General features: G+C 64.3%; 12 protein-coding genes and 1 pseudogene. 7 read left to right on the top strand and 6 right to left on the bottom strand.

Annotated features, from left to right (window positions below):
- The first annotated feature begins 26 nt into the window (after positions 1 to 26).
- From AC3WS7_RS06805 to AC3WS7_RS06780, 6 genes and pseudogenes are all read left to right on the top strand, one after another.
- Positions 27 to 989, top strand: coding sequence for a substrate-binding domain-containing protein (locus AC3WS7_RS06805; RefSeq protein WP_296467796.1), 963 nt, complete (start codon positions 27 to 29; stop codon positions 987 to 989).
- A gap of 118 nt (positions 990 to 1,107) precedes the next feature.
- Positions 1,108 to 2,121, top strand: coding sequence for a sugar phosphate isomerase/epimerase family protein (locus tag AC3WS7_RS06800; protein WP_492655814.1), 1,014 nt, complete (start codon positions 1,108 to 1,110; stop codon positions 2,119 to 2,121).
- Positions 2,118 to 3,302, top strand: a complete 1,185-nt coding sequence (locus AC3WS7_RS06795) for a Gfo/Idh/MocA family protein (RefSeq protein WP_492655813.1) — start codon at positions 2,118 to 2,120, stop codon at positions 3,300 to 3,302. Before AC3WS7_RS06800 ends, AC3WS7_RS06795 begins: the two co-directional genes overlap by 4 nt.
- A gap of 87 nt (positions 3,303 to 3,389) precedes the next feature.
- A pseudogene (locus AC3WS7_RS06790) lies at positions 3,390 to 3,890 on the top strand (MBL fold metallo-hydrolase); the annotation flags it as partial.
- Positions 3,891 to 4,064: 174 nt separating this feature from the next.
- Complete coding sequence (locus tag AC3WS7_RS06785; RefSeq protein ID WP_492656166.1) at positions 4,065 to 4,502, top strand: rhodanese-like domain-containing protein; 438 nt, start codon at positions 4,065 to 4,067, stop codon at positions 4,500 to 4,502.
- Between the two features lie 45 nt (positions 4,503 to 4,547).
- The gene (locus tag AC3WS7_RS06780; RefSeq protein ID WP_296467802.1) at positions 4,548 to 5,327 is read left to right on the top strand and encodes a type III pantothenate kinase; all 780 of its coding nucleotides are present in this window, start codon (positions 4,548 to 4,550) and stop codon (positions 5,325 to 5,327) included.
- Between the two features lie 12 nt (positions 5,328 to 5,339).
- Here the strand turns inward: AC3WS7_RS06780 and AC3WS7_RS06775 are convergent, their stop codons facing one another.
- Together AC3WS7_RS06775 and AC3WS7_RS06770 are read right to left on the bottom strand one after the other, a co-directional pair.
- The gene (locus AC3WS7_RS06775) at positions 5,340 to 5,951 is read right to left on the bottom strand and encodes a hypothetical protein (protein WP_492655812.1); all 612 of its coding nucleotides are present in this window, start codon (positions 5,949 to 5,951) and stop codon (positions 5,340 to 5,342) included.
- 39 nt (positions 5,952 to 5,990) lie between these two features.
- Complete coding sequence (locus AC3WS7_RS06770; protein ID WP_296467806.1) at positions 5,991 to 7,184, bottom strand: M20 aminoacylase family protein; 1,194 nt, start codon at positions 7,182 to 7,184, stop codon at positions 5,991 to 5,993.
- Positions 7,185 to 7,260: 76 nt separating this feature from the next.
- Here AC3WS7_RS06770 and AC3WS7_RS06765 point away from each other — a divergent pair, with 76 nt between their 5' ends.
- Positions 7,261 to 9,330, top strand: coding sequence for a molybdopterin-containing oxidoreductase family protein (locus tag AC3WS7_RS06765; protein ID WP_492655811.1), 2,070 nt, complete (start codon positions 7,261 to 7,263; stop codon positions 9,328 to 9,330).
- 19 nt (positions 9,331 to 9,349) lie between these two features.
- Here AC3WS7_RS06765 and AC3WS7_RS06760 read toward each other — a convergent pair whose 3' ends face one another.
- The 4 genes from AC3WS7_RS06760 to ligA form a co-directional block, all read right to left on the bottom strand.
- Positions 9,350 to 9,799, bottom strand: coding sequence for a DUF2721 domain-containing protein (locus tag AC3WS7_RS06760; RefSeq protein ID WP_296467810.1), 450 nt, complete (start codon positions 9,797 to 9,799; stop codon positions 9,350 to 9,352).
- 104 nt (positions 9,800 to 9,903) lie between these two features.
- The gene (locus tag AC3WS7_RS06755; RefSeq protein ID WP_492655810.1) at positions 9,904 to 10,866 is read right to left on the bottom strand and encodes a Gfo/Idh/MocA family oxidoreductase; all 963 of its coding nucleotides are present in this window, start codon (positions 10,864 to 10,866) and stop codon (positions 9,904 to 9,906) included.
- A gap of 1 nt (position 10,867) precedes the next feature.
- Positions 10,868 to 11,761 carry a class III extradiol dioxygenase subunit beta gene (locus AC3WS7_RS06750; RefSeq protein WP_296467815.1) on the bottom strand — a complete coding sequence of 298 codons (894 nt, stop codon included), beginning with the start codon at positions 11,759 to 11,761 and terminating at the stop codon, positions 10,868 to 10,870.
- Between the two features lie 5 nt (positions 11,762 to 11,766).
- Entirely contained in the window at positions 11,767 to 12,204 is a 438-nt protein-coding gene (gene ligA, locus AC3WS7_RS06745) for a protocatechuate 4,5-dioxygenase subunit alpha (protein WP_296467817.1), read from the bottom strand.
- Between the last annotated feature and the right edge of the window lies 1 nt (position 12,205).

Genomic DNA, 12,205 nt, shown 5'->3' with positions numbered 1-12,205 from the left:
AACCTGCACTCTAGGAGACAACTGAAATGAAAAAAATCACACGCAGACTCGCACTGACCGCCGTGGCCCTGGCCACTTTGGGCGGCGCACCCAGCTTCGCGGCCGAGAAGGTCGTGCTGGGCGTGTCCATTCCCGCAGCAACACACAGCTTCATGGCCGGTGTGGTGTTCTGGGCCAACCAGGCCAAGGCCGAGCTCGAAAAAGCCAACCCCGGCCTGCAAGTGATCGTCAAGACCGCCAGCGGTTCGCCCGAACAGGCCAACCAGCTGCAGGACTTGCTGACCGTCAACAAGATCAACGCCCTGGTGGTGTTGCCCTTTGAATCCGCCGCGCTGACCAAGCCCGTGGCCCAGCTCAAGGGCAAGGGCGTGTACGTGACCGTGGTGGACCGCGGCCTGACCGACACCAGCGCGCAAGACGCTTACGTGGCCCCCAACAACACCACCTTTGGTGAAGTGCCAGCCGCCTACATCGGCAAAGCCCTGGGTGGCAAGGGCAATGTGGTGGTGCTGCGCGGCATCGCGTCCAACGTGGACAACGAACGCAATGACGCCTTCAACGGCGGCCTGAAGGCCTTCCCCGGCATCAAGGTGCTGGACGCCAAGTACGGCAACTGGAACCGCGACGATGCCTTCAAGGTGATGCAGGACTACCTGACCCGCTTCCCGCAGATCGACGCCGTGTGGGCAGCGGACGACGACATGTCGGTCGGCGTGCTCAAGGCCATCGACCAGGCCAAGCGCACCGACATCAAGCTGGTATTCGGCGGTGCGGGTGCCAAGGGTTCCATCAAGACCCTGATGGACGGCAGCGATGCGCGCATCCAAGCCAACGTGTCCTACTCGCCCAAGTTCATCTACGACGCCGTGAAGATGACCGCAGAAGCCCGACTGAAGGGCGCCAAGCTGCCTGCGACCACCATCATTCCGTCGGTGCTGATCACCAAGGACACCGCGAAGAACTTCTACTTCCCCGACTCTCCGTTCTAAGCCGGCGGTAGATTTATAAGAAAAAGGCCTGTGGCGCCCATTGAATATGCGCAAGCAGCTATCAAAACAATAGCATTCAGCCACAGGCCCCCTCTCCCTTTTTCTCTGGAGCGTCTCCATGGCAAGACCTGTCACCTTGTTCACCGGCCAATGGGCCGACCTGCCTCTGGCCGAACTGGCCCCGCTGGCCCAGCGCATGGGTTACGACGGCCTGGAGCTCGCCTGCTGGGGCGACCATTTCAATGTGCAGGAGGCCCTGGCCTCCTCCACCTATGTACAAGACAAACGCGAACTGCTGGCGCGCCATGGCCTGCAGTGCCTGGCCATTGGCAACCACCTGGTGGGCCAGGCCGTGTGCGACCGCATTGACGAGCGCCACCAGTCCATCCTGCCTGCCCATGTGTGGGGCGATGGCAACCCCGAAGGCGTACGCCGCCGGGCTGCCGCCGAGCTACAGGACACGGCGCGTGCGGCCAAGAAGTTTGGCGTGAAGACCGTCACCGGCTTCACCGGCTCCTCCATCTGGCATTCCATTTACGCCTTCCCGCCCACCAGCCAGGCTTACTGGGATGCGGGCTTTGCCGACTTCGGTGTGCGTTTCACGCCCATCCTCGATGTGTTCGAGTCAGTCGACGTGAACTTTGCGCTGGAAGTGCACCCTACCGAAATCGCGTTTGACATCGCCACCAGCGAACGTGCGCTGGCCGCAGTCAACCAGCACCGCCGCTTTGGCTTCAACTTCGACCCCAGCCACCTGGCCTACCAGGGGGTGGACTACATCCGCTTCATCCGCACCTTCGGTCCGCGCATCTTCAACGCCCACATGAAAGACGCCTGGTGGGGCAAGGGCGACGGCACCGTGGGCACCTTTGGCGGCCACACCAGCTTTGGCGATGCACGCCGCACCTGGGATTTCCGCAGCGTGGGCCGCGGCATGATCGATTTCGAATCCATCATCGTTGCGCTCAATGACATCGGCTACGCCGGCCCACTGAGCGTGGAGTGGGAAGACAGCCGCATGGACCGCGTGCATGGCGCCACCGAGAGTGCGGCCTTCTGCAAGCGCCTGGATTTCAAACCGGCGGCCGGCGCGTTTGACGCCGTATTCGCCAAGGACCAACAAGCCCCATGACCCTTGCCTACACCCCACGCCGCCTGCGCTACGCCATGGTGGGCGGTGGCCGCGACGCCTTCATCGGCGCCGTACACCGCAAAGCCGCCGCGCTGGACGGCCAGATCGAACTGGTGGCCGGTGCCCTCTCCAGCAGCCCGGACAAGGCGCGGGCCTCGGGCCGCGACCTGTTCCTGACCGAGGACCGCAACCACGGAAGCTGGCAGGCACTGCTGGCCGACGAACTGAAGCGTCCGCCCGAAGAGCGCATCGACTTCGTCTCCATCGTCACCCCCAACCATGTGCACTACCCCGTGGCCCAGGCCTTTGTGGAAGCCGGCTTTCACGTGGTCTGCGACAAGCCCCTGGTGCACACCAGCACACAGGCGCGTGAGCTGGTGGCCGCTGTCAAGAAACGGGGCACGGTGTTTGGCGTGACCTACAACTACACCGGCTACCCGCTGGTGCGCCAGATGCGCCACATGGTGCAAAGCGGCGCCATCGGCACGGTGCGCAAGGTGGTGGTGGAGTACCACCAGGGCTGGCTGGCCACCGCCGTGGAGGACAGTGGCAGCAAGCAAGCCGCCTGGCGCGTGGACCCGGCGCTGAGCGGCGCCGCGGGCGCCATGGGCGACATCGGCTCGCATGCCGAAAACCTGCTGAGCACCGTGACCGGGCTGGAGATTGAGTCGCTCTGCGCCGACCTCAGCGCCATGGGCGCAGGCCGCACGCTGGACGATGACGGCAATATGCTGCTGCGCCTGCAAGGCGGCGCTCGGGGTGTGCTGATCGCCTCGCAAATTTGCACCGGCAGCGAGAACGACCTGCGCCTGCGCGTGAGCGGCACCACCGGCAGCCTGCTCTGGTGCCAGGAGAACCCCAACCAGCTGCTGCACATGCCGCTGGAAGGCGCACCACGCACGCTCACGCGCGCATCCGCCGGGCTATGCGAATCCGCCCAACGCGCCTCGCGCCTGCCCGCAGGCCACCCGGAAGGATTTATCGAAGCCTTTGCCAACGTCTACCTCGGCGTGGCCGCCGATATCCGGGCCCGCCTGCAGGGTGTGGCCATGGACCCATTGGCGGCGGACTACCCGCGTGTGGAGGATGGGGCGCGGGGTGTGCACTTCATCGAGAAGGTGCTGGAGTCCTCGCGCGGCACCGCCAAGTGGACACGCCTGGGCGACGCTGGCAGCGCTTGACCTGTGGCAAGGCCCGGGGCCGGCTAAATCCAGTACAGTGGCAAGGCGTGTGTTACGCCTTGTTACCTGCTCCAGACCTGCCCCGCCATGCAACCCATCCAGCTCGTCGACCCGGCGTCCAGCACCTACACCTACATCCTGTTTGACCAGGCCAGCCGCGATGCACTGATCGTGGATCCGGTGGACGAACAGCTGGAGCGCGACCTGGCCACGCTGCGCCAGTACGGCCTGAAGCTGCAATGGGCGGTGGAAACCCACGCCCACGCCGACCACATCACCAGCGCTGCGCTGCTGGCCGAACACACCGGCGCCAAAACCGCCGCACCGGCCGGTTGCGGCATTGGCACTGCGGCCGTCCAATTGAACGATGGCGACACGCTGGCATTTGGCACCGAGTCCATCCGCGCTTTACACACACCGGGCCACACCAGCGGCAGCATGAGCTTCACCTGGCGCGACCATGTGTTCACGGGCGACACCCTGCTCATCGGCGGCTGCGGCCGCACCGACTTCCAGTCCGGCAGTGCCGAAGACCTGTACCGCAGCCTGACCAGCGTGCTGTTTGCCCTGCCCGATGCCACCACGGTCTGGCCCGGCCACGACTACCAGGGCCGTACGCGCACCACCATTGGCACCGAGAAGGCCAGCAATGCCCGCGTGGCGGGCAAGAGCCTGGCGGAATTCACCGCCATCATGGAAGGCCTGAACCTGCCACGCCCGCGCCGCATCGATGAGGCCGTACCCGCCAACCTGAGCTCGGGCGTGCGCCACGACGCGGGCAGCGCGGGTGCCACCGCGGCCCAGGCCGCCGCTGGCTATGCGGGCGATGTGAGTGCCGAACTGGCCTGCGCCTGGTGGCAGGCCGGTGAGGCCGTGCTGGTGGATGTGCGCAGCGATGCGGAACGCGAATGGGTGGGCTTTGTGCCCGGCGCCGTGGCCCTGGCCTGGAAGCAGTGGCCCGGCATGGCGATGAACCCGCAGTTTGATGCCGGCCTGCAGGCCGCTGTGCCTGCCGGCAAGAAAGTAGTGCTGCTGTGCCGCAGCGGCGTGCGCTCCATTGCCGCGGCCAAACGTGCCACCGAGCTGGGCCTGCAGGCCTACAACATCCTCGAAGGTTTTGAGGGCGACCCCGACGCCAACGCCCAGCGCGGCCACCGCGGCGGCTGGCGCCTGCGTGGCCTGCCGTGGCGGCAAGGCTAATGCCCGCACAATAACGCCCAGAGACAACTCGACAAAAACAAGACCATGACATTTCTTGCGCTGGACATCGGCAACACCCGCCTCAAATGGGCCCAGTACGCCAGCCCGCAACCCGGTGCCGCCCTGCTGGCCCAAGGCGCCGAGTTCCTGGAGAACATCGACAAGCTGGGCGATGGCGCGTGGCGCGGCCTGCGCGCGCCGCGCCATGTGCTGGGCTGTGTGGTGGCCGGCGACGCGGTCAAACGCCGTGTGCAGGAGCAGATGGATGCCTGGGACGTGGTGCCACAGTGGGTGGTTGCCAGCGAAGGCGAAGCCGGCCTGCGCAACGGCTACGACCACCCCACGCGGCTGGGCGCGGACCGTTGGGTGGCCATGATTGGTGCCTACCACCGCATGCGGGCCCAAGGCACATCACGCCCCATGGTGGTGGTGATGGTGGGCACCGCGGTGACCGTGGAAGCGATCGACGCCGAAGGCAAATTTCTGGGCGGGCTCATCCTGCCGGGCCACGGCATCATGTTGCGCGCGCTCGAATCCGGTACAGCGGGCCTGCACGTGCCCACAGGGGAGGTGCGCGAATTCCCCACCAACACCAGCGACGCCCTGACCAGCGGCGGCACCTACGCCATTGCGGGTGCGGTGGAGCGCATGGTGCAACACGTGCGCGCCCACTGCGGCGCCGAACCCAAGTGCGTGATGACCGGCGGTGCGGGCTGGAAGATGGCACCCAGCATGACCCGTCCGTTTGAACTGGTGGACAACCTGATTTTTGATGGCCTGCTGCACATGGCACAGGGGCGCTATGCCCCCGCCATGCAGGCCTGAAGCCGTGCGGGCCTAGAGGTCCAGCAGCTGCGAGAAATCGGTGTGGGTGGAGCCGGGGCTGTTGTCGGCAGACAGCACCGCACTGCCCTCAAATGCATGTTCCAACACGCGCACCTCAGGTTCGCCAGGCGAAGCGCCCGCCAACACCGCACGGTCCACCATGCGCATCAACAAGGCGCGCGCCGCCTCGGGCGACTCCCCCTGCAAATCCACGGTAGCGACCAGCGTTAAACGAACCGTCGCCAAGTCGGGGGCGCGCTGCGGTGCCCGTGATACCAAACCGCTGTCTTGCAGCACCGTGCCATCGCGGGCCACAAACAACACCCGTGAGGAGCCTCGCGGCGACAACACATGGGACTGGCCGTCTGCATTCACAACCAGCATGGTGCCGTTGGCGAAGTCCCGTGCCCAGGCAGTTTTTCCACCCAGAAAACCGCGGATGCTGAAACCATATTCGCGCGGAGACATGAAATGCCGCCCGCTGATGTCCAGCGAGGGATCATCGATTTCCAGGTCGTCGTGGACAAAGGTGTAGCGGGTTACACCGGCTTGTAGCTGCCTCGGGGTCGCACGGGGCAGACCGGGGGGATGCTCTCGGGGACTGAGTTCACTCCAATTGGTCACACCTACCTCCCGTTACATTTTCTGGCGATCATACTGAGTTCAGGGCTGCGTTGCGAGCCATTGTTCGGCCAGGCGCACCCAGTAGGTGGCGCCCAGGGGCAGCAGGGCGTCATTGAAATCGTAGCTCGGGTTGTGCAGCATGCAAGGCCCCCCACCATGGCCCATCTCGCGGTGGGTGCCGTCGCCATTGGCAATAAAGCTGTAGCAACCCGGCTTGGCCTGCAACATGTAGGCAAAGTCTTCCGCCCCCATGGTGGGCTCCTGCGCCAGCACGTTCTCTTCGCCCACGATGCCAGCCATCACCTTGCGTGCAAACTCGGCCTCTTTGGCGCTGTTGATGGTGGGTGGATAGTTGCGCACAAACTCAAAATCGCAGGTGGTGCCAAAGGCCGCACTGGTGTGCTGGGCCAGGTCACGCATGCGCTGCTCGATCATGTCCAGCACCGCAATGGTGAAGGTGCGCACCGTGCCCTGGATCTCGCACTGGTCGGGGATCACATTGGTGGCCTCACCGGTATGGATCATGGTGACCGAAATGACACCTGCATCGATGGGTTTTTTGTTGCGGCTGATGATGGTCTGGAAACCCTGCACCATCTGGCAAGCCACCACCACCGGGTCGATGGCGTTATGCGGCATGGCGGCGTGACCACCTTTGCCCCGAATCACAATCTTGAACTCGTTGCTGGACGCCATCACCGGCCCCGCACTGGCGGCAAACGTGCCGGCACGCATGCCGGGCCAGTTGTGCATGCCAAACACGGCCTCCACCGGAAACTGCTCAAACAGTCCGTCCTTGATCATCTCGCGCGCACCGCCGCCGCCCTCCTCAGCCGGCTGGAACACCAGGTACACGGTGCCATCGAAGTGGCGGTGTTGGGCCAGGTACTGGGCGGCGCCCAGCAGCATGGCGGTGTGGCCGTCGTGGCCGCAGGCGTGCATCTTGCCGGGGTGCTGGCTGGTGTGGGCAAAGGTGTTGAACTCCTGCATGGGCAGCGCGTCCATGTCGGCGCGCAGTGCCAGCGCACGGCTGGAGGTCCCCGCTTTCACAATGCCCACCACGCCCGTGGTGCCCAGGCCGCGGTGGATGGGAATACCCCACTCGGTCAGCTTGGCGGCCACCAGGTCGGCGGTGCGCACCTCTTCAAAACACAGTTCGGGGTGGGCGTGCAAATCGCGGCGCAAGGCAGCAATTTGCGGGGTATTGGCGACAATGGGATCCAGCAGTTTCATGGAAGAACTCCAGCAAGGAGAAGGATTGTGCACCGCTCTGATGACGCCCGCAGGCCAGAGTCGCTAAAGTAGCGCCATGCATCCAGAGAATTCGCACCCCGCGTCCGAGCACAAAGTCCTCGGCGCCTGCCCCCACGACTGTCCCGACACCTGCTCCATGGTGGTCACGGTCCAGGACGGCGTGGCCATCAAGGTTCAGGGCAACCCGGATCACCCCGCCACCAACGGCGCACTGTGCACCAAGGTGTCACGCTATACGGAGCGCACCTACCACCCCGAACGCCTGCTGCACCCACTCAAGCGCGTGGGCCCCAAAGGGTCCGGTCGGTTCGAGCCGGTGCCCTGGGACGAGGCGCTGGACGACATTGCACAGCGCCTCCAGCACATCGCGGCCCGTGATCCGCAGGCCATCCAGCCCTACAGCTACGCCGGCACCATGGGGCGTGTGCAGGGAGAAGGCATGGCGGCCCGCTTTTTCAACAAGCTGGGCGCCGCCCGGCTGGACCGCACCATCTGCGCCTCCGCCGGAGCCGAAGCGCTAACCCAAACCCTGGGCAACAAGGTCGGCATGCGGGTCGAGTTTTTTGCCGAGTCCCCACTCATCCTGATCTGGGGCAGTAACTCGATTGCCAGCAATGTGCACTTCTGGCGCCATGTGCAAACCGCCAAACGCAATGGCGCACGCATCATCTGCATTGACCCACGCCGCTCCGAAACGGCCGAAAAATGCCACCAGCACATCGCCCTGCTGCCCGGCACGGATGCCGCGCTGGCGCTGGGCCTGATGCACGAGCTCATCACCCACGACTGGCTGGACCACGACTACATTGCCCGCCACACCCTGGGCTGGGAAGGCTTGCGCGAGCGCGCCCTGCAATGGACGCCTGAGCGCACCGCGGAGGTCTGCGGCATTACCGCCGAAGAGGTGCGCGCACTGGCCCGCGAGTACGGCGAGACCGCACGCGCGGGAAAGCCCGTGGCCATCCGCATGAACTACGGGCTACAACGGGTGCGTGGCGGCGGCAATGCCGTGCGCGCCATTGCCTGCCTGCCCGCGCTGGTGGGCGCCTGGCGCCACCGCGCCGGGGGCGTTCTGCTGTCGAGCTCGGGCCATGTACCCACACAGACCATGGCACTGGAACGGCCCGAACTGCTGGCAGGCCACACACCACGCACCATCAACATGAGCACGATTGGCGACGACCTGTTGCGCCCGGCCAGCCCGGAATTCGGCCCAGCCATTGAAGCCCTCATCGTCTACAACAGCAACCCGGTAGCCGTGGCCCCCGAGTCCGCCAAAGTGGTGCAAGGCTTTGCGCGTGACGATCTGTTCACCGTGGTGCTGGAGCACTTCCAGACCGATACCGCCGACTACGCCGACTACGTGTTGCCCGCGACCACCCAGCTGGAGCACTGGGATGTGCACAGCAGCTACGGCCACACCGACATCCTGCTGAACCGCCCATCCATTTCCCCGCTGGGGGAGGCGCGCACCAACACCCAGTTCTTCCGCGACCTGGCGCAGCGCATGGGCTACACCGAGGATGTGTTTGCAGAGTCTGACGAAAGCCTGTGCCGCACCGCCTTTGGCGACAAGGTGGACTTTGCGCTGTTGCTGAGCCAGGGCTATGCGCCTCTGCCCGTGCCCGACGCGCCGTTCGCCAACGGCGGCTTCCCCACACCCAGTGGCAAATGCGAGTTCTTCAGCGCCCGCCTGGCTGCACGCGGCGAAGACGGCCTGCCCGACCATGTCCCCAACTACGAACCCGCCGGGGCGGATGCTCGCTACCCGCTGGCCATGATCTCGCCGCCCGCGCGCAACTTCCTCAACTCCACCTTCGTCAACGTAAAAAGCCTGCGCGACATTGAAGGCGAGCCTTTGGTGGAACTGCACGAGACGGATGCAGTGGCGCGCGGCATCGCGAATGGGGATGAAGTGGCGGTGTTCAACGCCCGCGGCACCCACCGCTGTGTGGCCCACATATCGGCCCGCGCACGCCCCGGCGTGGTCAACGGCTTGGGCATCTGGTGGCGCAAGCTGGGCCGCGACGGCACCAATGTGAACGAACTGACCAGCCAACGCCTGACCGATATGGGCCGGGCGCCCACGTTTTACGACTGTGCGGTGGAAGTGAAAAAAGCCTGATCAAGCGGGGCGCAGGGGCTCAACGCCGCTTGCGCCCGAAATTGAGCAGGCGGGTGGCGATGAAGGTTTCCACCATGAAGCAGATCAGCGCGCTCAAAAAGCACACCACCCCGCCCAGGAAACTGAAGATGGAAATACGCAGGCCGGGGAAATCAATCGTTTCGCCCAGGAACAGCACCACGATGGTCACGCCAATCAGAAACGCACAGGACGTGAGCAGCGCAATGCTGCTGTTGGCCAGCAGGCCGCGGGTGCGCAGCTCAGCCAATTCGGCATAACCATCGGCGTCTTCGGCAGGGTGTGTGCCCTGTTTGATGCGCGTCTCCACATTGCGCGCCCGGTCGATGATGCGCGCCAACCGCTGCGCCACCGCCGCAATCATGCCGGACACTGCCGTGAGCAAAAACACCGGCGCCACCGCCAGCTGGATGCCGTGCGACACCGTATCGGGATCCATGGGAAAAACCATCTGCGCACCTCAATAAAAAACGCCATGCGGGCAGAACCCCGCATGGCGTTGCATTGTAGGTCGCGATGCAGCGCCCCCACGCTCCATCACCGCCCCAAGACGGACTAGCGCTGCTGTGCCAGTTGCTGCTCCAGCTGGTGCAACACGCGGTAGCAGTCCAGCACGCGGCCCACGCTGGAGTTGGGCTCGCGGCCCTCCTTGATGGCGGCGAAAAACTCGCGGTCTTGCAGCTCGATGCCGTTCATGCTGACGGCGACCTGGCTCACGTCAATCTTTTCTTCCTTGCCGGTGTACAGGTCGTCGTAACGGGCGAGGTAGGTGGCCGTGTCGCCGATGTAGCGGAAGTAGGTGCCCAAGGGGCCGTCATTGTTGAAGCTCAGGGACAAGGTGCAGATGGCGCCATTGGCGGCGCGCAGCTGGATGCTCATGTCCATGGCGATGCCCAGCACGGGATGGATGGGGCCCTGGATGGCGTTGGCTTGCACGATGGGGCTGTTGGCCTGGTAGGCAAACAGGTCCACGGTGTGGGCGGCGTGGTGCCACAGCAGGTGGTCGGTCCAGCTGCGGGCCTGGCCCAGCGCATTGGTATTGGTGCGGCGGAAGAAGTAGGTCTGCACATCCATCTGCTGGATATTGAACTTGCCCGCGGTGATCTGCTGGTTCACATACTGGTGGCTGGGGTTGAAGCGGCGCGTGTGGCCGCACATGGCGACCAGGCCCGTCTTCTTCTGTTCGGCCACCACGGCATCGGCACCGGCCCAGCTGTCGGCCAGGGGGATTTCCACCTGCACGTGTTTCCCGGCCTTCAGGCAGGCCAGGGTTTGCTCGGCGTGCATTTGCGTGGGAGTGCACAGGATCACCGCGTCCAGCTCGGGCAGTGCCAGGCTGTCCGCCAGCTCGGTGGTGACGTGGCCGATGCCGTACTTGCTGGCCACTTCCCTGGTCTTGTCCAAGTCACGGCTGATGAGGGAGATGACCTCCACGCCTTCGATGTTCTTGATACCGTCCAGGTGTTTGATGCCGAAAGCACCTGCGCCAGCGAGGGCGACTTTGATGGTTTTGCTCATATCAGTTGTTTTCCAGAATCAAATGTCCCACCGCCGTGTTGCTGGCGGGCACATGGTAAAAACGGTGCTTGACCCGCACAGAGTGTGCGCGGGCTGCTTCCAAATCTGTAGCATCGTAGGGCACATCGGACATCGCGCCACGGGCGATCAGCCACATCACCAGCTCAATGCCTTCGCTACCGGCCTCGCGCACATAGTCGATGTGCGGCGTGGCGGCGCAGGCGGCCGGGTCGGCAATCATCTGATCCAGCCAGGCGTTATCCCACGCACGGTTGATCAACCCGGCACGTGCGCCCTGCAACTGGTGGCTCATGCCGCCTGTGCCCCAAATGTGCACATTCAGGTCTTCGTCGTAACTCTCCACCGCTTTGCGGATGGCCTTGCCGAGGTTAAAGCAGCGCTGGCCGCTGGGCACGGGGTACTGCACCACGTTCACCGCAAACGGAATCACCGGGCAGGGCCAAGCATCTTTTACGGGGTCCTTCTCGCCACACATCAGGCTCAAAGGCACCGTGAGTCCATGGTCCACGTCCATTTTGTTGACGATGGTGAGGTCAAAGTCCTGCTGGATCACCGAATGGGCAATGTGCGAAGCCAGCAGAGGGTGGCCTTGCACCTTGGGCACAGGGCGCGGGCCGAAACCTTCGTCTGCCGGTGTGTACTCGGCGGCCGTGCCAATGGCGAAGGTAGGGATCAGGTCCAGGCTGAACGCGGTGGCGTGGTCGTTGTAGACCAGAAAAATCACGTCGGGCTTGTTGTCCTTCATCCACTGCTTGGAGAAGTCATAGCCCGCGAACAGGGGCTTCCAATAGTCTTCCTGGGTCTTGCCCAAGTCCATGGCGGCGCCGATGGCCGGCACGTGGGAGGTAAATACTGAGGCGGTAATTTTGGCCATGGTGTTCAGTCTTTCTTGCCAGCTTGGCCTTGGGGTTGGTGGTGGGCTTGGGCATCGCCGTCCTCACCGAGGTAGCGGTTGCCTTCGGCGGAGCGGCCGCCGGCCATCATCATGGCGCGGTACTCCACTTCCGACATGCCGGTCATGCTGCCCGCCATCTGCTGAAAACTCAGTCCATGGGTGGAGCCGATCTTGGCCAGGAAATAGATGTTTCCACCGAGCTGCATGGCGCGGTTGAGGTCCATGTCGATCACCGCCTGGCGCTGCTCTTCAGTCATGGGCCACTCATTCAAGTAGGCACGCTGGTCGGCTTTGAAACGGGCCCGGTTGTCGGGCTGCATCAGGCTCATGCAAAACTGGTTGAGCCAGTAGCCCTTGCGGCTTTGCTCGGCATCAAAAATGATGGTGCCGGGAATGTCTTGGTAGGGTTTGTCGAGTGCCATA

It is taken from the genome of Rhodoferax sp. EU05-FHT12H12 (assembly GCF_058791215.1).
This window is presented reverse-complemented; position numbering and strand designations above follow the sequence as displayed.

What these genes read in the sequence shown, in the direction of transcription:
- AC3WS7_RS06800 (WP_492655814.1), top strand. Translation starts at nt 1,108, where the DNA reads ATGGCAAGACCTGTCACCTTGTTCACCGGCCAATGGGCCGACCTGCCT.
- AC3WS7_RS06795 (WP_492655813.1), top strand. Translation starts at nt 2,118, where the DNA reads ATGACCCTTGCCTACACCCCACGCCGCCTGCGCTACGCCATGGTGGGC.
- AC3WS7_RS06760 (WP_296467810.1), bottom strand. Translation starts at nt 9,799, where the DNA reads ATGGTTTTTCCCATGGATCCCGATACGGTGTCGCACGGCATCCAGCTG.
- AC3WS7_RS06755 (WP_492655810.1), bottom strand. Translation starts at nt 10,866, where the DNA reads ATGAGCAAAACCATCAAAGTCGCCCTCGCTGGCGCAGGTGCTTTCGGC.
- AC3WS7_RS06750 (WP_296467815.1), bottom strand. Translation starts at nt 11,761, where the DNA reads ATGGCCAAAATTACCGCCTCAGTATTTACCTCCCACGTGCCGGCCATC.
- AC3WS7_RS06780 (WP_296467802.1), top strand. Translation starts at nt 4,548, where the DNA reads ATGACATTTCTTGCGCTGGACATCGGCAACACCCGCCTCAAATGGGCC.
- ligA (WP_296467817.1), bottom strand. Translation starts at nt 12,204, where the DNA reads ATGGCACTCGACAAACCCTACCAAGACATTCCCGGCACCATCATTTTT.
- AC3WS7_RS06805 (WP_296467796.1), top strand. Translation starts at nt 27, where the DNA reads ATGAAAAAAATCACACGCAGACTCGCACTGACCGCCGTGGCCCTGGCC.
- AC3WS7_RS06770 (WP_296467806.1), bottom strand. Translation starts at nt 7,184, where the DNA reads ATGAAACTGCTGGATCCCATTGTCGCCAATACCCCGCAAATTGCTGCC.
- AC3WS7_RS06765 (WP_492655811.1), top strand. Translation starts at nt 7,261, where the DNA reads ATGCATCCAGAGAATTCGCACCCCGCGTCCGAGCACAAAGTCCTCGGC.